The organism is Bacillus sp. GW821-FHT01G09 (assembly GCF_059422205.1).
In genome coordinates this window covers 792,563-813,642 of sequence record NZ_JBWKWL010000002.1, presented here as the reverse complement: position 1 = coordinate 813,642, position 21,080 = coordinate 792,563, and the positions used below count along the sequence as shown (strand labels likewise).

Genomic DNA, 21,080 nt, shown 5'->3' with positions numbered 1-21,080 from the left:
CGTGAAGAAAAGTCATCTGGTAATTAAGATGACTTTTCTTCCTTTTTATTTACAATCTTTATGGTTTGTGCCATCACTTTTTTCGGATCAAGTTCATATGAAAGAACCTTACCGTTGATTTTTATTTTCAGATTAGGTGCATATCCAGTGCGGATATCAACTTGTTTCTGATCAGTTATGTCTTTTTTATAGGTTTCGTCTTTTTTCAGAGTTCCTTCTTTTAAAGAGCTGCTGTTTTCATCGCGCACTCGAATCCAGGAGCTGTCTGATGCCTTCAGTTCCAGCTCGATTTTATCAGCGCCGGACACTTCATAAGTCGTTAACGATCCTTCAGTGCCAGCAGCTTTAATCTCCAGCTTATCACTGTCATTTTCTTTTTTCTTATCTTCGTTTTCTTTCGTTTCTTTTTTAGTGTCTGTCTCTTTTTCAGAGCTGTTATTTTGATTCTCTTTCAGCGTTGAATCTTTAGGGATTTCGTACTTGCTCTCACTTTGCGTAATTGCTTTTTCTGATGCCGCATTGTGATCATCACTGTTTTTGTGATTGGCAAATTGAATGATCGCGTACACAATGGCAATCACGACAATCACGCCGAGAATAACAAGTATCGTTGGCAGCAGCTCCAGCGCCTTAGATGCTGGCTTTGGCATTTCCTTTTGAAGATTCATGCCGGAGATCTTTTCAGACACATCATCATGATACGTATTAGGGATATCTTTTTTATGCTCCTCAAACAGCTGATCCGCATCAAGCCCAACGGCTTCTGCATATTGCTTGATGAATGCCCGAACATAAAACTTCCCCGGAATAATGTCATAGTTTCCTTCCTCCAAGGCGGTTAAATACCTTTTTTGAATCTTTGTTGCCGCTTGGAGATCATCCAATGACATTGCTTTTTCCTCTCTGGCTTCTTTGAGCCGGATTCCTAGTTCAGTCACAACAAACACCTTCCAATTTTAAAAATCAAAGCTTGAAAACCCGGATTGATCAAACATTTGGGGTTCCTCGGCATGTTCATATGTAATAACCTCATCAGGGTCATTTCTCAGTTCAATAATATAATCAAAGTCATCTAGTGTATACTCTGTATTTTGAACGAATATGTCCGGATGCTCCACCACTTTTGTTGCCGGAAGCCGCATGATTTCTCGGACCAGCTGGAGATGGCGTTCCGATCCTCTTCGTGTTGACACAATTCCGTCAACGATAAAGACATTTTCAGTGCTGTATTCATCGGCAATCAGCTGGCTTCTTATCGTCTGCTTCAGCAAGGTTGATGACACAAACAGCCACCTTTTGCTTGCACACACACTAGAGGCTACAATCGATTCCGTTTTCCCGACACGCGGCATACCTCTGATTCCGATTAATTTATGGCCTTCTTTTTTGAACAATTCGGCCATAAAATCGACTAATAAGCCAAGCTCGTCCCGTTCAAAGCGGAACGTTTTCTTGTCATCGGCATCCCGTTGAATATAACGGCCGTGGCGTACGGCAAGACGGTCGCGAAGCCTCGGTTCTCTAAGCTTCGTTACTTTAATTGTTTCCATCGTTTTTAAGATTGATTCTAATCGTTTAATTTGATCTATATGGCGGCACCTGAGGAGCATTCCCCTTCTGGAAAGATCGACGCCGTTTATCGTTACGATGTTGATAGAAAGCATCCCAAGAAGAGATGAAATATCCCCGAGCAGTCCGGGGCGGTTCACTTGAATTTCATATTCAAAATACCATTCGAGCTTTGCCAAATGATATACCCCCTTCATTGTGGCAAAATTTTACCTTCCTTTATCATAAAGCATTTTTCTCTAATTAGAAAGAAGAATGTTGCTGTGATGAGGAAAACATAAAAAAGAGAGGAAAAATCCCCTCTCTTCCTAGTGAGTGCTGTTATTTTCAACAAGCTTAACCATCATATTGGCAATGGCGTGCTGTTCATCTTTTGATGCTACACTCCAAAGATCTGCCAGCACTTTTTCCTGCTCGTTCTTAGATTCCACTTCATTAGCCAAGTAGCTGCCGATTTCTGTCGCAAGATCTGTAATCGTATCCTGGCTCATACCTTTATCTTGCGCATAGTTCAGACGGTCGCCAAGGAAGTTTTTCCAGCTATCCCAGTTTTCTAATACTGACATGCTTGTTTCCTCCATTTCATGTGAAGTTACAAGATTATTGTGTCCTTCGCAAAAGAAACTATACACCGAATATTTTCGGATCAGCAGTGCCAGCCGCCATTCACCGACAGAATTTGGCCGGTGATATATGACGCTTTTTCAGACAGGAGAAAAGCTGTTGCCTCCGCAATTTCTTGCGGCCTGGCCAGCCGGCCGATCGGAATCTCATCAGCGATCTCTTCTTTTTCAGCCGGGGTAAATTGATTCATCATATTTGTATCAACTGCGCCCGGCGCTACGGCGTTTACTCTGATTCCGCTTGGCGCCAGCTCCTTAGCCAATCCTTTTACAAATGAATGCTGAGCTCCTTTTGCCATGCTGTACAGCACTTCACAGGATGCCCCAGTCTCTCCCCAAATCGAGCTGACAGCCACAATTGCTCCCGATTTATTCCGAATCATGCCTGGCAGAAGGTTTCTCGTCAGAATATACGGACTCGCCACATGAAGCTGAACCATTTCCTGGACCGTTGCGTTATCTACATCCGTAATCAGCCCAAAATGGCTTCTTCCGCTGTTTAAAACAATCGCATCAATATGCTGAACAATTGAACTTGTCAGCTTATCTGCTCCATCTTGCGCGGACAGGTCAGCTTGTAATATCTCCGCATTTACGCCAAACCTCTGACTTAGTTTTTCAGCAAGCTCCGCTGCCGCGTTTTGATTTGTATTGTAATGCAGCAGCAGATTGTACCCTCTAGCTGCAAGGGTTTCGCTGATGCTTTTGCCAATGCCGCCGCTTGCTCCGGTGATTAGTGCTGTTTTGTTCATCCTCTTTCCTTCTTTCCGCAGAAAAACACCCCTCACACTGGAGGGATGTTTTGTTTATGATTTAGGAACAACCTTGCAGACAGTCAGTCTGTCTGCAGAAATTTCCTCTTGTATTACGTTCTGGACATCCTCGAGGGTAATCTGCTCGAGTACGGTTACAACGTCAAACAGGCTCATATCCAAGAACGCATAACGGGTAAATTGATTGGCGATGTATTCAGGGGAATTCAGCGCTTTTAAGAATGTGCCGATCTTTTTCTTTCTAGCAAGTTCAATCTTTTCAGCAGTAATCAGTTCACCGGCGCGCAAAAGCATGCTTGAAATGTCTTCAGCCAATTGATCAGGCTCAGGCGTATCTCCGCCGATCGCCGCAAAACCGAACCCATATTCAGCAGTAAAATCAAAGCTGAACGTTTCGTCAATATATCCTTTTTCATAAAGTGATTCATACTGGGCAGAGCTTTTGCCAAAAAGAGCTTCAAGCAATAAGTTCATTGAAAGTTCATGCTTTAAGAGCTCTTTGCCTAATTTAAACGGCTTTTTGGATTTCAGCCCGACAAGGCATTTCGGTCCCTGCACGTTCATTTTGATCTCTTTTTCTTTTCGGAAAACCGCTTCTTGCTCTTTCACTTCTTCCCGTTTGATCTCCGGCTGATCAGTATACGGCTTTTTCTCCTGGTTTTCTCTTACCTGAGTAATAATCGCTTCAGGATCTACAGGGCCGACAATGAAAAGGAGCATGTTACTCGGGTGATAAAACGTTTCATAGCATTCATAAAGAAGGTCTTTTGTAATATGTGAAATGCTTTCCACTGTTCCCGCTATGTCAATTCTGACAGGATGCTCTTTGTACATGTTTTCAATGACCCCGAAGTAAAGCCTCCAATCAGGGTTATCGTCGTACATATTAATCTCCTGCCCGATAATCCCTTTTTCCTTTTCAACCGTTTTTTCAGTAAAATATGGGTCCTGTACGAAATCGATAAGCGTCTCTAAATTGCGTTCAACATTTGATGTGCTTGAGAAAAGGTAAGCTGTTCTTGTAAATGACGTAAACGCATTGGCAGAAGCCCCCTGTTTGCTGAAATCTTGAAAAACGTCTCCGTCCGCTTTTTCAAACAGCTTGTGCTCAAGAAAGTGAGCAATCCCGTCCGGCACGTGAACCATCTCGTTTTTACCTAAAGGGACAAACCGGTTATCTATCGAGCCGTACTTTGTTGTAAAGACCGCATATGTCTTGTTGAAGCCTTTTTTCGGCAAAACGTAAACATCAAGGCCGTTGGACATTTTTTCATGATACAGCGTCTCCTGAAGCTGTTCATATTCGATTGGTTTGATCAAGATGCACCCTCCGTCCCTTTTAAGAAATAAGTCGTATCAAGCTGAATCTTTTCGCCGGCTTTAATGATATCCTCTTTTGTGACATTCTCAATATTGGCAAGAAAGTCTTCGATAGGAATCTCGACTTGAGCAGCGGCCTGCTGATATAAAAATTCAGATAAACCGTATGCTGTATCAATCGTTTCCAGCACTTGATTTCGAATGACGGCCTTTGTCTGTGCTATATCCTGCTCACTGAAATCGCCGTTTTTCATTGCCTGGAATTGCTCAGCAATAATCGAAACAGCCTGTTCAAAATTTTTCACTTCAATGCCTGACATCACCATTAACAAGCCTTTAAAACTTTCTATACGGGAAGCCGCGTAGTAAGCAAGACTGGCTTTTTCCCGAACATTAATGAAAAGTTTAGAATGAGAGAATCCGCCGAACAATCCGTTAAACACTTGTAAAGCAGGATAATCCTGATCTGTATAAGTGATACTGGTGCGGTAGCCGATATTCAGCTTTCCTTGCTTGACATCCTCTTCATCAATTACTTCTTTTGGCTGAACTTTTTCATCAGCGTGATTGTTTTCAATCGTGCCAAGAGTGCGCTCTTCTGTTTTGAAATACTTATCGATTGCCGATTGTACCTGGTTACTGTCCACATCGCCAACAACATATAGATCAAGCTGGTCTTTTTGGATAGCGCTTTGGTATGTTTCGTATAATTGCTCTGCCGTAATGTCATCGACATCGTCGATTTCACCATTGACATGAAGCGCGTAAGGCTCATTTTTGCACATTTCCTGTATCAGCCTTAAATTCGAATAGCGCATTTTATCATCATAGACGGCTTGGATTCTTTGCTTAAGCGTCCGTTTTTCTTGAGCCACATATTGTGACTGAAAAGCGTCTCCCTCTAAAGCAGGTGAAAAGACGATTTCTGCAAGAAGCTGGAGCCCTTTCTCAAGTAGCGGCGTTTGGTCTTTTAAATATTTTTCATTCGGGATTTCAAGCCTGAACGTAATGACGTGCCGCTCTCCTTTTTTCGTAAGATCAGCCGATACTGACGTGCCGTACAGCTCATCCAGGTATGAACGCAATTCTGCGGTTTTCGGATGGCTTTTCGTTCCGCGAAGAAGCACATGCGGAAGCAGCGCTCTTTTGGTGACTTGATCCTTTGTCAGCGGTGCCAGCATCTTAAAAATAAGCGAGACGGTTTTGAATTTTTCTGTTTCTACAATGTGTGCGGTTAAACCGCCGTGCTTTGATTTGAGTTCATTAACATATGACATATGGAACCTCCTTCGTTCATTTCTAAATTAGTATGTATTATGACCAATTTTCAGCATTCGCAGAAACACTCTTTCATGTAATTATAGCAACTGTAGGATTTATAAGGAAACAATAACCTCCGCATGCTGTATAGGTACAGTTGTAAACTGTGCAAGAAAGCGCAAAAAAAGACGGCTGGCTAGACCGTCCCTAAGTTTTTTTCTTCTTCACTTTTTTTAGCATCTACAGTAAAGAGCACTAAAAATAAAGAAACGATGCTGCAAAACGCCGAGAGTATGAAAATAATCCAGTTTGCATTAGACATTAATGCAGCAAAAACAGGTGGACCGAGAGCTACTCCTATAAAGCGCATGCTATTGTAGAAGGAGGAAATGGTTCCGCATTGTTCACTTTCAATCCCTTCGGTTATCAATGCATCTAAAGCAGGAAGAGCCATTCCAATCCCAATCCCGCCAAAGCTTAAAAAGACAAATAAAAAATAAAAACTGTGGTTCCACCACAAGGCAATAAACGAAAGGGTTAACAGAATCATTCCTGTAACAACGCAAAATTTCATTCGACCTTTATCTTTACCGATCTTTTTGCCAGCTATAAAAGAACTGGTTGACAAAAACAAAAGTGGGATTGCCAGTAATCCGCCTTTAGCTACTCCGTCAATGGCATACTTGTTCTCCAGCGTATCTGATAAATAAAATAATACGCCAAATAACAAAAACATAATGACACACCCGATAATGAAGACCGTATAAAGCCAGCGACCATCTTGTTTAAAGATTTTCTTCACACTCTTAATAAACTCGGAAACAGCAGGCGCATCTTCATCTTCTTCAGGCTTGGCCACCAAAAACAATACGAGCAAAAAGCTGATCAAACAGAAAAACGGAATAAACCAAAACGGTACAAACCAATACCAAGAAGCCAGTAAGGCTCCAAGTATGGGACTCAGTACCTTCCCTGACGTGTTGGCGGTTTCAATATCGCCAAGACCGGCGCTGACCTTTTCATCGTCTCCTTTAAACAGGTCGCCGATAAACGGCATGACGATCGGAGCGGCACCTGCAGAACCAATGCCTTGAAGAACCCGCCCCGCCAAGATCATAGCATAAGGATTTTTCATATAGGTCGAGGCAAAAGCAGCTACGGCTCCCCCCAATCCTGCAATGAGGAGGCATGGAAGCAATATTTTTTTCCTCCCGAAACGATCCGACAAATATCCGGCAATCGGAATGCAAATAATTGCTACTACTGAGTATACAGTAATGATTAAAGACACTTGAAATGAAGTCACAGACAGCTTTTTCTCCATCATCGGAAGAACAGGAATCAGCATGGAGTTCCCGAGTGTCATCACAAGCGGGACGGAAGACAATGCAATAATATTTTTCATTCCATTTTTCTCTCTCAACATTTTCACCCATTCACTTTCTTGTCATCTCTTATATATTGCGTTAACCGGAATGAAAGTATGTACAAAGAAACATGAATCAGTGCAAATAAAAAAACAGACACATACAGGCGTCCGTTTTTAGAATCGTTTACGCAAAACATGAAATCTGAATTTATCTGCTCTAAAATAATTTAAAGAATAAAGCACCGGTTTATCGTGCTGATCGTAATGGGTTTGTTTTAACAGCAAAAGAGCTGTTTCCGGATCGCATTCAAGTACTGGAGAAATGGTATCGTGATAGCCGATCGGTTCTATATCAGTTACTGCATAGCTGATTACGGAGCCTGAATTTTTCTCAAGCAGGTCAAACATAGATTCTTGCTGATGAGAAAAAGAATTCGGCAAAATATTCATTGGAATTTTGTCTATACAATACACAATCGGCTGTCCGTCAGCTGTCCTGACTCGTTCAAGGTAAAAAAGTTCTTGCCCTTCTGCCAAATGAAATCTCTTCGTATCATCTTCAGACGGCATAAGCACTTGTGATGATAGAAAAATCGTGCCAGGGGTCATATTCGCCTGTTCTATCATCTTGGTTACACTGTTCAGCTGTTCAATGCCCGAAAGAAATAACGGCTTAGAATGGACAAAAGTGCCTACACCATGCCTTCTGATAATCACATGCTCTTCTTCCAGTATCCGCAAGGCTTCTCTTAGCGTCGCTCTGCTGACACCAAGCTTTTTGGAAAGCTCAAATTCAGAAGGCAGCTTTTCCTTCTCAGTGTAGATCCCATTTTTTATATCCTCTTTAATTCGTTCAATTACTTTCAAATACAAGTGCCGATTATCAGCTTTTGTAGACATGTTTCCCCTCCGTAAACCACTTTCGATAAAAATTATTGAACAATTGGGACAACTATATCATGTTTTGTCGAAAAAATAAATAGAAAGGTGATCAGTTTACATAATGTTATTATTGGCAACTATAGAAAGCGGAACTCCCTTCATTAAGAAGAGAGCTCATCATATTTCTCTTTTGATAATAATACTTCCCTAGGTTTGCTGCCTTCATACGGTCCGACAACGCCGCGTTCCTCCATTGCGTCAATCAGGCGCGCCGCTCTCGTATAGCCGATTCTGAATCTTCTTTGCAGCATTGAAACAGATGCCGTCTGCATGCCGACAATTAATTCAACAGCTTCATCATAAAGTTCATCAGTAACCTCGGAATGAGTTTCAGTTGTCTCCTCAGGAATCATTTCTTCTTGATATTGCGCTTTCTGCTGCGTAATCACATGGTCGACGACCTTCTCCACTTCGTCATCCGACAAAAATGCTCCCTGCACACGGACAGGTTTGTTAGCCCCTACAGGTAAAAACAGCATATCGCCGCGGCCAAGAAGCTTCTCAGCGCCACCCATGTCAAGAATGGTCCTTGAATCCGTCTGTGAAGATACGCTGAACGCGATTCGTGACGGAATGTTCGCTTTGATCACCCCTGTGATAACATCCACCGATGGCCGCTGTGTCGCAATAATAAGATGGATGCCGGCAGCCCGCGCCATTTGGGACAATCTCGTAATCGAATCTTCCACATCTGATGAAGCGACCATCATGAGATCGGCAAGCTCGTCCACAATGACAACAATATAGGGCAGCTCTGGCTGTTTCGCTCCTTCTTCATTGTTGGCGCGTTTTATATAATCATTGTATCCTTCAATATTTCTTGTACCCGTATGAGAAAATAATTCGTACCGCCGCTCCATTTCATTGACAACCTTTTTCAAAGCCTGCGACGCTTTTTTCGGATCGGTTACAACCGGAGCAAGCAAATGCGGAATCCCATTGTAGACATTGAGCTCTACCATTTTAGGATCGATCATCATCATTTTCACTTCATGCGGTTTCGCGCGCATTAAAATACTTGTAATAATGCCGTTGACACAGACACTTTTCCCGCTACCGGTTGCGCCTGCGACCAAAAGGTGGGGCATCTTGTTTAACTCAGCCAATACAGCTTCACCTGAAATATTGCGGCCGAGTCCAATTAACAGCTTCGCATCCGGTCTGTCATTCAATTTAGACTCCAGCACTTCCTTCAGCGAAACCATTGCCACTTCTGCGTTTGGAACTTCAATTCCGATTGCTGATTTGCCTGGTATAGGCGCTTCGATCCTGATATCCTTCGCAGCAAGCGCAAGCGCTAAATCATCGCTTAAATTGACAATTTTGCTAACCTTCACTCCGACATCAGGATATACTTCATATTTTGTTACGGCCGGTCCGAGATGAACCTGTGTGACTTTCGCCTTTACGCCAAAGCTTTGGAATGTGCGTTCAAGCTTTCTCGCATTTTCATAAATATTCTTTTTATCAGCCTGCTGGCCGGTATGCTTCGGATCTGCCAGCAAATCCAGTGACGGCATCTCGTAATCCTTATTTTCGAGCTCTGTAAAGGTCATAGGAGGAGCAGAAACAATTTCCTTGTCACCTGCCTCCGGTTGGATGTCCTGAAGCGGCTTCGACACAGGTTCGGCGCGCTTTTCTATAACTGGAGACTCTTCCTCTTCATTACGATCAGAAAAGCTTGAGATAATCGGCTCTGAATGAATAAGAGGCGATACTGTTTCATAATCCCCCTCTTCATCAGGAGGCTCCGGTTCCATTTGCTGTTTTTTGCGGGCCGGTTTTTGTTTTTTGCTCGGCGCTTTCGTTTTTTTCGATGACTGCATATTTGATTTGAAGGATTTCATATCATCAATAAATGCTAACCATTGTTCTTTTATAAAACGTCCAATCGGGCTCATCCACTTTTTTAGCGTTTCTTGTAGCGAGCGTCCTGTTACTAAAATCATTCCAATCAAAATCATGACAATTGCCATGATCTGAGAACCAGTCGACGCAAACAAAAAGTGTGAAGCCGCAAACAGCAGCGCACCGATCATCCCTCCGCCTAAATCAGGTGAAGCAGAGCTGCCATTCATGTCCATTAAAAACAATTCCCACGTATTGCGCACCACGCTTGCAGACTCAATAGACCCTTTATGCGTCAAATTTTTAAATAGCTGCACGTGAGAAAGCAGCAATATGCTTGCGATGATACAGTACAACCCGGCCTTTCGTCTCGTTAAAAGGCTTGGGGTTTTTTTCTTCCAAAACAGTGAGACTCCTAACACCAATAAACCTAACAAGCATAAAATAAACCACTCTCCAGCAAAAAAGCGGAACAAATAGATAAACGTTTGCCCGACTACCCCCAGCTGCAAGATTGCGATAATTGAAATGGCTATACACAGCAATCCGTTGAGCTCGTATTTTATATTGAGCTGTTTCGCCTGTTTTTTTCTTGATTTTCGTTTTTTCTTTGCCACACTCATCACCTTACTGCGTTAAAAAATGTAAGTTCATACATAATGAAGAAAGCAGCCGTTTACAGGCTGCGTTTTTTCTGTAGGATTCCCCTATTATAGCATATTTTGCCCTTAAAAAAGGGTTGGATTCTTATACGTTTAATTTCAGCTTTTGTCCCGGTGAAATGTCCGGATGCAGAAAATGCATTGGATTGGTGCTCATGATTTGAATGACTTCCGCTTCATTCCCTTTCATTTCGACTAGAAGCGGTACACCTTTATATTCAATTTGCTCATGTGCGCTTTTCTCTTGGTTCTGTTCTGCAAACACAATTTCCTGCGGCATCACGGTATAAAGAATCATTGAATCATCCGTCCTTCTTCTTTCCTTGCTTCATCGATGAGCTCATTCAGTTTATTGATTGCCTGTCCGACACCGCCTGCGTGATCGATCAATCCGTATTTAACTGCATCCTTACCGACCACATTTGTTCCGATATCGCGTGTTAAGTTTCCTTTTGAAAACATTAGCTCTTTAAACTTCTCTTCGGTTATATTGGAGTGGCTTGTCACAAATTTAACAACTCTTTCTTGCATCTTATCCAGGTATTCAAACGTTTGCGGCACCCCGATGACCAGCCCGGTGAGCCTAACTGGATGAATCGTCATCGTTGCTGTTTCGGCGATATAGCTGTAATCACAGGATACAGCAATCGGAACGCCGATGGAATGTCCCCCGCCAAGCACGATAGAAACGGTCGGTTTCGATAAAGATGCAAGCATTTCCGCTATTGCAAGACCAGCTTCAACATCTCCTCCGACAGTATTTAATATGATCAGCAAGCCTTCAATTTTAGGATTTTGTTCAATTGCCACAATCTGCGGGATGACATGTTCATATTTTGTTGTTTTGTTTTGCGGAGGAAGCTGAACATGGCCTTCAATTTGTCCGATAATGGTCAGACAATGAATATTTGTATCTTGGGGCAGCTGCGGAAGCGTCGTTTCACCAAGCTGCTGTATTTTATTCATAATGCTGTCCTTCGCATCATTTTTTTCAGGACGCTCTTCTTCTGTGTTTTCCATACGATGATCCATCTCGCTTTCATCCTTTCCGAGTTTCTCTTTGTATTATGAACAAAGATACTTCATTCAATCCCGGCTTGAAGGACAAAAAATAAAGACCGGAGCAGCTCCGGTCTTTAGTCAGTCATTATACTTCCATAATAATTGGGATGATCATCGGTTTACGTTTCGTTTTTTCATAAAGGAATTGGTTCAAAGCATCCCGCATTGCCTGCTTCAGCGTTGACCATTCGACATTTGATGTTTCAGTCGCTTCTGTCACGATGGACCGTACAAGCTCAGTAGCCTGTACGATAAGACCTTCAGACTCTCTTACATAAACAAAGCCGCGAGTGATAATTTCTGGTCCTGATACAAGATGTTTCTTTTGTTTATCAAGTGTAATGACAACGATTAAAATTCCGTCCTGTGAAAGCAAGCGACGGTCTCTCAATACGATATTGCCGATATCACCGACACCTAAACCATCAATTAAAATATTGCCGTAAGGAACTTTATCCCCAATTTTTACGTTTTGGCCGCGGAATTCAACGACGTCGCCTTTTTCAATTAAGAAGATGTCACTGCGCTTCATGCCGGTTTCTTCAGCGATTTTTGAATGAGCTTTTTGCATTCTGTATTCGCCGTTTACAGGAATCAAATATTTTGGTTTAAGCAGGTTGATCATCAGCTTTAACTCTTCTTGTGAGCCGTGGCCTGATACATGAACACGCTTTTGGGCAAAGATGACTTGTGCACCGGCTCTCGCAAGAAGATCTACTGTTTTAGAGTAAATGAGTTCCTGCCCGGGAATCGGAGTTGACGCAATGACCACCGTATCCCCTTCTTCAATGTTCAGCTGTTTGTGAGCTTTGTTTGCCATTCTTGTCAAAGCAGCTAATGGTTCACCTTGGCTTCCGGCTGTAATAATAGCCACTTCGCGCTTCGGATATTTTTTGACATCCTGTACAGAAATAAACAATTCATCATCTGCTTCAATGTATCCTAACTTTCTCGCCAGCTGCAGGACAGATTGAAGATTTTTTCCGGCTACGGCAATCTTTCTGCCATTTTGAGCCGCTGCATGAATGACTTGCTGAATCCGGTTAATATTGGATGCGAAAACAGCAATAATCACCCGGTTCTGTGAATTATACAGCGCATCCGAAATTTCTCCGCTGACAGCCGCTTCCGAAGGGGTGTAACCCGGCCGTTCCGCATTTGCACTGTCAGAAAGCAGAGCGAGCACGCCGCTATTGCCGATCTTGGCGATCTCGCCAATGTCGCACGTCTGATTAAGTGCAGGTGTTTGGTCAAATTTGAAGTCTCCCGTGCATACAATAGATCCAAGTGATGTTTTAAAGCTCACACCTACAGAATCAGGAATGCTGTGAATCGTTCTAAAGAACGATACTTTTGTTGATTCAAATGTAATGACAGATTTGGAGTGAATTTCTCTTAAATCAGTTTTTCGGTTATGTCCGTATTGTTTTAATTTCTCTCTTAACAGTGCAAGCGTCAATTTTGTTCCGTACACTGGAACGGACAGCTTGTTTAATAAGTAAAAAACGCCGCCGATATTTTCATCGTGCCCGTGCGTTAAAAAGATTGCCTTGACGCGGTCAGCCCGTTCAATCAAATATGATATGTCAGGAATCACTACATCAATACCGAGCATTTCGTTTTCTGGATGCATAAGGCCGGCATCAACGACAAATATGTCTGAGTCAATTTCAATGACATAAAGGTTCTTCCCAATCTCTCCGACACCGCCAAGGGCGATAATTCTAACGTTTTCTGTATTTTTCTTTTTCAAAATCTATATCCTCCTAGTCTCATACCCGTCCATCATCACTTGTTCCTATTATAACTGAAAGTAAATTTAGAAAACAAGATAAAGCAGAAGGTTTAGGGAAAACCAATATGTAAAAGAAACGGTCAAACTCAGCTGAATGTGAGAATGACCGCGTTTGTTTCACTGTATGAAATTTTCTTACAGTTCGCTGATCGTGCTGCTTAAGCTCAGACGTTCATCCTCAGTTAACGGGACTAGAGGCAGACGCACAGAACCGACATCAAGACCTCTCAGCTGAAGCGCTGTTTTGACTGGAGCAGGATTAGGCGCTTTAAACAGTTCCTTCATAATCGGCAGCAGTTTCTGATGGATCAGTGCCGCATTAGCTGTTTGCCCATTCGTATAATTTTTGATCATTTGCTGCATATCAGAGCCTGCAATATGGCTCGCCACTGACACAACTCCTCTTCCTCCAACTGAAAGAATTGGAAGCGTCAGAGCATCATCCCCTGAATAGACATAGAAGTCTACCGGTGTTTCAGCAATAATTTTTGTAATCGCTTCGAGGTCTCCGCTCGCTTCTTTAATCGCAACCACATTCGGAATGTCTGCCGCCAAACGGATCGTCGTTTCAGGAGCAAGAGAAGCAACCGTACGGCCAGGAACATTATAAAGCATAACCGGAAGAGATGTCTCTGCCGCAATTGCTTTAAAATGCTGGTACATTCCTTCTTGAGAAGGTTTATTGTAATACGGGGTAACAAGCATAACAGCGTCCACGCCCGCTTCCTCAGCTTTTTTTGTCAGCTTAATGGAATCCTTCGTGTTGTTGCTTCCAGTACCAGCGATAACGGGCACCCGTCCGTTTACTTCTTTTACCGTATATTCAAAAAGCGCAATTTTTTCTTCAGTTGAAAGGGTCGGAGATTCTCCAGTTGTTCCCGCTACTACTAAAGAATCCGTTCCGTTTTTCAACAAGTAATCAATCAGTGTAGACAGTTTTTGAAAGTCTACGTTCCCTTTATTGTCAAAGGGTGTAATCATCGCTGTAGACACATTTCCGAAATTCATTTTATTCACCTCATCATGATTCAATCACATTTACTTCGAAAGTTCAAACACTTCATGCAAAGCGTTTACAGCAGGAACCATATCCGCTTCATGGACGAGCACCCATATCGTCGTATGGCTGTCAGCCGACTGAAGGATCGGAATTTCTTTTTCTGAAAGAGCCGATACAATTTTTGACGTAACACCGGGAACACCCATAATGCCCGCGCCGACCGCCGATACCTTCGCGCAGTTTCTCGTCACCATTGGATCATAGCCCATATCCATTAAAATACGCTGAGCTGTTTCTGTTTTATTTCCGGCTACCGTATAGACGATTTCACTAGGTGTAATGTTAAAGAAATCGACACTGATTCCAGCGTTTGCCATAGCCTTGAACACTTCAGTCTGAACGTTATACTGGCCGATTTTCGCAGGCACTTTGAACTGCGTGACATCTTTGACATGGGCGATTCCCGTAATCAGCCTTTCAAAAACATCACTGCCGACCTTGGAAGAGTGATGTGATGTCACCAATGTACCTTTATCATTCGAATAAGTCGAACGGACGCGGATCGGAACCTTGGCCTGCATTGCGATTTCCACAGCACGCGGATGAATGACCTTGGCCCCCTGATACGCCAGGTTGCAGATTTCTGTATACGTCACAACAGGAAGCGGTTTTGCATTTTCCACCACTCTTGGGTCAGCAGTCATCACGCCTTCTACATCGGTGAAAATATCGATGTATTCCGCATCAACAGCTGCTCCGAGTGCGGCTGCAGACGTATCGCTGCCCCCTCTGCCGATTGTTGTTGTATCACCCTTTTCAGTTGCGCCCTGGAAGCCTGCGACGACTACCGCATCATGATTGGCGAGCACACTGAATAAACGCTCCGGTTTCATTTCAATGATTTTCGCATTGGTATGCTGATCATTCGTTAAAAAGCCAGCCTGAGCCCCTGTCAGCGCAGCTGCTTTCACACCGTTATCAAGCAGCATACTTGTAAAGACGACAGAGGAAATAGTCTCTCCGCAAGATAAAAGCAAATCCTGCTCCCTAGGAGAAATCGCTGACTGATCGCCGTAAAGCAGCCCGAGCAAAGAATCTGTTGCATACGGGTCTCCTTTTCGGCCCATCGCTGAAACGACAACGACAACCTTATACCCTTCACTGATTGCTTCTTTAATATGCCCTAAAGCCAGTTTGCGGCCTTTATCATCTTTTACTGATGTTCCGCCGAACTTTTGAACAATTATCTTCACTGTTTTCACTCCAAATTATTCGGACGTAACAGAAGAGAGCAGGCTGATAGCGCCTTACTCTCTTCTATTCGTCTTTAGAAAATTCTCTCTTTTATACGAGGTTTAATTTTTTCAGGCTTTCTGCAATTTGAACAGAGTTCCATGCCGCGCCTTTTAATAGGTTATCAGAAACAACCCATAAATGAAAACCGTTTGCTCTGTCCAAGTCTTTGCGGATGCGGCCTACAAACACATCGTTTTTGCCGACAGCATCAGCAGGCATCGGATAAAGCTGCTGGCTTGGATCATCCTGAAGTGTCACGCCCGGAGCTTCTTGCAATAGATTTTTAATATCTTCAACTGTAGCGTCATCACGGTCTATTTCGATGTAGACGGACTCTGAGTGCCCAGTTTGGATTGGCAGTCTCACACATGTAGCCGCTACTTGAAGGTCAGGCATGTGCATGATTTTTTTCGTTTCATTTATCATTTTCATTTCCTCAAACGTATAGCCGTTATCTTGGAATTTATCGATTTGCGGAATCGCGTTGAAGGCGATTTGATAGTGTTTTTTGTCACCTTTTACAGGCATGATCTCAGGCTCTATTTCTTCTTTATTTAAAATCGCCTGTGTTTGGCTGTAAAGCTCTTTTACAGCTTCATTACCCGCTCCTGATACTGCCTGGTAAGTTGATACGATGACCTTGTTTAAGCCATATGCTTTGCGGATCGGTTCAAGTGCCGCAACCATTTGGATTGTAGAGCAGTTTGGATTGGCAATAATGCCGTTGTGTTCATGCAAGTCTGCCTCATTCACTTCTGGCACAACAAGCGGTGTATTTTCGTCCATGCGGAACGCGCTCGTATTATCTATAACAATAGCGCCGCGTTTTACAGCTTCTGGTGCCAATGCTTGTGATACGCTTCCGCCGGCGCTGAACAAAGCAATATTTACCCCTTCAAAGCTCTCAGGAGAAGCTTCCTGAACAGTCAGCTCTTGGCCTTTAAACGTGACTTTTGTCCCCGCAGAGCGTTTTGAAGATAGCAATGTAAGTGTGTCCATTTCAAAGTTTCTGTCTTCAAGTGTTTTAAGCATTTGTTGTCCCACAGCCCCTGTCGCTCCGACAACAGCTACGTGTAAACCTCTTCCCATCTGTAAAACTCCTTCCGCCAATCAGCTTCATTGAATTGATTTGACTATGATTTTACGTTTTATTTTACCATAGAATATGCAGGTGATGACCGAATTTTTTAGTTTGGGAAAGATTTTCTGTAAATTTAGTCATTTCCCTGATAATTCTCAACTAGAATCGGCTGAAGCTGCTGGTGCATAAGTGCCTTTTCAATCGTTTGCGGAAGCAGATCCATTTTGGCTACCATTGAATTCGGTTTTTTAAATGGATCATCTTGCCCGAATGGAATAAAAAAGATATTTTTTGTTGACATGAGCCTCATTAAATTTGTTCCGTTTAAACCGAGAGCATCATTTGTCGAGATACCCAGAACGACAGGCCGATTGTTTCGGATTGTCGCTTTTGCCGCCATCAGCACCGGGCTATCCGTCATGGCATTTGCCAGCTTGCTCATTGAATTGCCTGTTAAAGGCGCAATGACCATGCAGTCAAGGGGCAGCTTCGGCCCAAGAGGTTCTGCCTTTACAATCGAATCAATGGCCTCATATCCAGTCAGGTCTTCAATTTTTTTAACCCATTCTGCGCCCTCTCCAAATCGGGTATTTGTGGATTTTACATTAAATGTGACAACCGGACGGACTTCAGCTCCTTCGTTGACCAACGCCTCAATTTGCGGGAAAACCGCTTCATATGTGCAATGCGACCCGGTCAGCCCAAACCCGATTCTTTTTCCTTTTAATGACGGCATCCTTATTTCCCCTCCTCAGCTTGTATTTCAGCCAAAAGCTTGCTCAAGACGTTTGCAAGGATTTGCCCAGCTGTTTTAGGAGCGACAATCCCTGGAAGCCCGGGAGCAAGAAGTGCTTTAATCCCTTGTTTCTCGGCATATTTAAAATCCGTTCCCCCGGGACGTGAGGCCAGATCCAATATTAAGGTTTTTGGTGTCATGCTAGAAAGTACCGTTTGATTTAAAATCATACTCGGTATGGTATTAATGCAAATATCTATATCTTTTACATGCTCTTTCAACTCATCGGTATGAAAAGGAACGAGCCCCATTTCAGTGATACGTGCCAGATGCGCTGAACTTCTTGCCCCCACTTTTACATTCGCCCCGAGCGCGGCAAATGTACGGGCAATCGTCATCCCGGTGCGCCCCAGACCGAGAACGGCCACCTGTGATCCGTGTATCGTATAATCCGTGTGCTGAATAGCCAGCATGATCGTTCCTTCTACTGTCGGAATAGAGTTGTATATCGCAATGTCATCCCGCTCAAACAGCTTAACAAGTTTTCTTTTTGCCTGAGCTGCAATGTTTTCTAAATAGGCGTTAGAAATTCCTGAGAAAATGACACAATGTGCAGGCGTTCTGTCAAGATGGTCCTGTTTTAACACAACTTCTTCATTCGAAAATACAGTCGATACGACACCTTCTCCTGTTGTCGCGGATACTGGAAGAATGATGCTGTCTATTTGCTGAAAAGGAATTTCATCAATATTGCATTTTACTGCCCCGGTAAAACCGTGATCCAATTGGTCAAAACCGACAAGATAGATGTCAGCCTGCTGTTCAGTGAGCTTTCTTATAATTTCGAGCTGTCTTGCGTCACCGCCAATAACTGCAATTTTCAATCCGGTTAACATTCTAAACGTTCACCTTCTTTGTATATACTGGATCTCTAGTTGTTAAGCTCCCCTTCATCTTATGATCAAAAGGAAATACCGGTGAATATAAAAGATGCGCTTTTTCCATATAAAAAAACATCGGCTCCGGCAGCCGATGTTTCAGATGTTTTCTTTATTGCCCGCTTCACAGTCAATTGGGCTATTTACTCTTGTCGGGGAGGCATTTCCTCAGGTACATCTAATATAATCATATCTGAACCGATCTTTTGAATATGATGCCATGGGACACGAATGTCATGACCTTGCTTTCTCAAACCAAACCACTTAACTGTGGGAATGAGGAGTGCTGTAATTTGTCCATCCTGTTCATTGATTTCCAAATCGGTCTGGCCGAGCACTCCGAGCCGTTCAGCTCTTTTGATGTCTACAATTTCCTTTCCCGATAATTCACTGAGCCGCATGTCTGTCACCCCCTTGTACTATGTATGATGAAAGGGATTAAAAAATGCCTGCTCCATTATGGAGCAGGCTTTCCATTTTAAGACGGCATATTGCCGGAAGGGCTGATAAGTGCTAATGCATAGTCTTCAGTAAACAATTGTCTGGCAAGGCCGTTAACACGCTCTAAGTTCACGGCGTTTAATTCATTGATGATTTCATCTAATGTTTTATGTTTGCCGAGCAGCAGTTCATTTTTTCCGTTTCGGCTCATTTTGCTGTTTGTGCTTTCTAAGCTCAGCATTAAGCTTCCCTTCATTTGCTCTTTGCTGTTTTCCAGTTCTTTCGAGGTAATGCCGTCACGTTTTAATGTGGCAAGGGTTTCTTGAATTGTTTCCGACAGCTGCTGAAGCTGATTTGCACCCGTTCCGCCGTAAATCGTTAGCATTCCGCTGTCCTCATATGAGCTGTGATAGCTGTAAACAGAATAAGCAAGTCCTTTATCTTCACGCACATCTTGGAACAGCCGGCTGCTCATGCTGCCTCCGAGCACATTGTTGAGGACGATTAAATCATAAATACGTTCATGGCCAACCTCTAAGCCTTTAAATCCAAGGCACAAATGAGCCTGCTCTGTTTCTTTTTTTCTCGTCAGTTTTTCCGTGTGGAACTCAGGCTTCTCAAGGCCTGTCGCTTTACCTTTCGCCTCGTATGACCCGAACCATTTTTCTACATCTTTGATAAAACTGTCAGATATATTGCCCGCTACCGAAATCACCACTCGGTCCGGCGTATAATAATCATGCATGTATTGTCTAAGAGAGTCACCGTTAAAGGAAGCAAGCGTTTCTTCCGTGCCTAGAATTGGGTAGCCTAAAGAATGATTGCCGTAAGTGGCTTTGCTCAATAAATCATGTACAATGTCGTCCGGCGCATCTTCATACATTTTAATTTCTTCATATACTACATTCTTCTCTTTTTTCAGCTCGTTTTCATCAAACGTTGAATGAAAGAACATATCTGCTAATACGTCCAGCGCGTAATTCGCATGCTCGTCAAGCACCTTTGCATAGTAGCAGGTATATTCCTTTGAAGTAAACGCATTGACCTGGCCGCCAATACGATCAAAAGATTCTGCTATCTCGCGTGCAGATTTTGTGCTCGTCCCTTTAAAGAACATGTGCTCTAAAAAGTGAGAAATTCCGTTTATCTCCGGCGTTTCATGTCTCGACCCTGTGCCGATCCATACGCCGATCGCAACAGAACGGACTGTCGGATTATTTTCCAGCACAATTTTTACACCATTTTGACACGTATATCGTTTAATCAAATTTGTTCCTCCTATTCAAAGACAAGCTGCCTTCATCTGTTACTTCAATAGTCTTGTTTCATCCATTAGTTCAGTGACTGTTCCAAGCGCATATCCTTTGTCTTTTATCTTTGTAATCAGCGCTTCAAGACTTTCCGCCGTAGGGTCAGTCGGATGCATTAAAATCATGGCACCATTATGTATCTTGCTTAACACTCTCGTCTGAAGTACAGACGGAGCCGGCTTTTGCCAATCGATTGTATCAACTGTCCACATGACTGTTCCCATCTGTTTCTCAGCTGCAATGTCGATAACCGCTTTTCTGAAACTTCCGCTCGGCGGAGCGAACCACTTTGGCTTAACACCGATCGTTTGTTCTATTTGTTCATTAGTCTTGTCGAGCTGCTCGGAAATTCTTCCTGTAGTCAGTTTGCTCATATCCGGATGATTGTATGAATGATTTCCGATTTCATGTCCGTCTTTTGCAATCTTCTTAGCGAGCTGTTCATTTTTTCTCACCCAATTGCCTTCTAAAAAGAACGTAGCTTTAACCTGGTGCTTTTGCAGAATAGGGAGCATTTTTTCCAAATACTCATTTCCCCATGCCACATTGATTAAGAAAGCAACCATCGGCTTGTCAGGATTTCCTTTATAAATAGGCTCAGGCTGAAGTGACTCAAGATGAACACTTGGTTTTACTTGGCTGTACACCAGGTCTTTTTCCCGAAACTCGCCATTCTTTTTCATTTTTTTATATGATTGTTCAATATTGACCTTTAATCCATTGTAGCCGGGAATGCTTTTCCACACTTTATCAATTCTTGCATTCTGGGGCTTAACTTCGTACTCCGGCGCTTTTTGAAGCAATTCTTCATATAACGGGTCTTTTGACGCCGTGACAGTCACCGTATCTTTTTTCATTGCCCCTATATAATCAAGTGCATGCGGATTTTCCATCATCTCAAATGAGACAAAAAAAAGAAATAAAAAAACGGCAAACGGTACAAATTTTTTGTACATGTTCTGTCCCCCCTCACCTCACATTATGAAGGAGAAGGACAAGGTAGAACCCGCCTGCTTTTGAAAAGCTTCAAAATAAAGAAGCCGGGTCTCCCAGGC

Annotated in this window: 20 protein-coding genes; all 20 read right to left on the bottom strand. The window is 43.0% G+C overall.

The window, feature by feature from the left end:
• Positions 1-23: 23 nt before the first annotated feature.
• Entirely contained in the window at positions 24-938 is a 915-nt protein-coding gene (gene rodZ / locus AC07VD_RS09635; RefSeq protein ID WP_021479276.1) for a cell shape determination protein RodZ, read from the bottom strand.
• A gap of 18 nt (positions 939-956) precedes the next feature.
• Positions 957-1,748, bottom strand: coding sequence for a DUF3388 domain-containing protein (locus AC07VD_RS09630; protein ID WP_003220998.1), 792 nt, complete (start codon positions 1,746-1,748; stop codon positions 957-959).
• Positions 1,749-1,877: 129 nt separating this feature from the next.
• Complete coding sequence (locus AC07VD_RS09625; protein ID WP_003245199.1) at positions 1,878-2,135, bottom strand: DUF3243 domain-containing protein; 258 nt, start codon at positions 2,133-2,135, stop codon at positions 1,878-1,880.
• Between the two features lie 80 nt (positions 2,136-2,215).
• Positions 2,216-2,944 (bottom strand): elongation factor P 5-aminopentanone reductase, encoded by a 729-nt coding sequence (ymfI, locus tag AC07VD_RS09620; RefSeq protein WP_445214358.1) that lies wholly within the window; start codon positions 2,942-2,944, stop codon positions 2,216-2,218.
• Positions 2,945-2,998: 54 nt separating this feature from the next.
• A complete protein-coding gene (gene yfmH / locus AC07VD_RS09615) occupies positions 2,999-4,285 on the bottom strand; it encodes an EF-P 5-aminopentanol modification-associated protein YfmH (RefSeq protein ID WP_086343846.1) in 1,287 nt (428 codons plus the stop codon).
• Positions 4,282-5,562, bottom strand: coding sequence for an EF-P 5-aminopentanol modification-associated protein YfmF (gene yfmF / locus AC07VD_RS09610; RefSeq protein WP_086343845.1), 1,281 nt, complete (start codon positions 5,560-5,562; stop codon positions 4,282-4,284). Before yfmF ends, yfmH begins: the two co-directional genes overlap by 4 nt.
• Positions 5,563-5,741: 179 nt before the next feature.
• Positions 5,742-6,950, bottom strand: a complete 1,209-nt coding sequence (bcbE, locus tag AC07VD_RS09605) for a bacillibactin exporter BcbE (RefSeq protein WP_010886509.1) — start codon at positions 6,948-6,950, stop codon at positions 5,742-5,744.
• Positions 6,951-7,088: 138 nt separating this feature from the next.
• Positions 7,089-7,814, bottom strand: coding sequence for a GntR family transcriptional regulator (locus AC07VD_RS09600; protein ID WP_003245732.1), 726 nt, complete (start codon positions 7,812-7,814; stop codon positions 7,089-7,091).
• Between the two features lie 143 nt (positions 7,815-7,957).
• Entirely contained in the window at positions 7,958-10,321 is a 2,364-nt protein-coding gene (gene spoIIIE, locus AC07VD_RS09595; RefSeq protein ID WP_134155486.1) for a DNA translocase SpoIIIE, read from the bottom strand.
• 130 nt (positions 10,322-10,451) lie between these two features.
• Complete coding sequence (locus tag AC07VD_RS09590) at positions 10,452-10,664, bottom strand: YlzJ-like family protein (RefSeq protein ID WP_047182622.1); 213 nt, start codon at positions 10,662-10,664, stop codon at positions 10,452-10,454.
• A complete protein-coding gene (gene tepA, locus AC07VD_RS09585; protein ID WP_003245712.1) occupies positions 10,661-11,398 on the bottom strand; it encodes a translocation-enhancing protein TepA in 738 nt (245 codons plus the stop codon). The genes AC07VD_RS09590 and tepA overlap by 4 nt, the downstream gene beginning before the upstream one ends.
• 115 nt (positions 11,399-11,513) lie before the next feature.
• Positions 11,514-13,181: a ribonuclease J2 gene (gene rnjB, locus AC07VD_RS09580; RefSeq protein ID WP_003231875.1), complete on the bottom strand. Its 1,668-nt coding sequence runs from the start codon at positions 13,179-13,181 to the stop codon at positions 11,514-11,516.
• Positions 13,182-13,358: 177 nt separating this feature from the next.
• Positions 13,359-14,231: a 4-hydroxy-tetrahydrodipicolinate synthase gene (gene dapA / locus AC07VD_RS09575; RefSeq protein ID WP_124059858.1), complete on the bottom strand. Its 873-nt coding sequence runs from the start codon at positions 14,229-14,231 to the stop codon at positions 13,359-13,361.
• A gap of 30 nt (positions 14,232-14,261) precedes the next feature.
• Entirely contained in the window at positions 14,262-15,476 is a 1,215-nt protein-coding gene (gene dapG, locus AC07VD_RS09570; RefSeq protein ID WP_015483233.1) for an aspartate kinase, read from the bottom strand.
• A gap of 91 nt (positions 15,477-15,567) precedes the next feature.
• A complete protein-coding gene (asd, locus tag AC07VD_RS09565; protein WP_049140028.1) occupies positions 15,568-16,608 on the bottom strand; it encodes an aspartate-semialdehyde dehydrogenase in 1,041 nt (346 codons plus the stop codon).
• A gap of 125 nt (positions 16,609-16,733) precedes the next feature.
• A complete protein-coding gene (gene dpaB, locus AC07VD_RS09560) occupies positions 16,734-17,336 on the bottom strand; it encodes a dipicolinate synthase subunit B (RefSeq protein WP_024571394.1) in 603 nt (200 codons plus the stop codon).
• 2 nt (positions 17,337-17,338) lie between these two features.
• Positions 17,339-18,232: a dipicolinic acid synthetase subunit A gene (gene dpaA / locus AC07VD_RS09555; protein WP_003231888.1), complete on the bottom strand. Its 894-nt coding sequence runs from the start codon at positions 18,230-18,232 to the stop codon at positions 17,339-17,341.
• A gap of 185 nt (positions 18,233-18,417) precedes the next feature.
• Positions 18,418-18,675, bottom strand: a complete 258-nt coding sequence (locus AC07VD_RS09550; protein WP_003231890.1) for a YlmC/YmxH family sporulation protein — start codon at positions 18,673-18,675, stop codon at positions 18,418-18,420.
• A gap of 77 nt (positions 18,676-18,752) precedes the next feature.
• On the bottom strand, positions 18,753-19,982 hold the full coding sequence (locus tag AC07VD_RS09545) for a M16 family metallopeptidase (RefSeq protein WP_494721711.1): 1,230 nt from the start codon (positions 19,980-19,982) through the stop codon (positions 18,753-18,755).
• Between the two features lie 39 nt (positions 19,983-20,021).
• Positions 20,022-20,981: a polysaccharide deacetylase family protein gene (locus tag AC07VD_RS09540; protein WP_032721565.1), complete on the bottom strand. Its 960-nt coding sequence runs from the start codon at positions 20,979-20,981 to the stop codon at positions 20,022-20,024.
• Between the last annotated feature and the right edge of the window lie 99 nt (positions 20,982-21,080).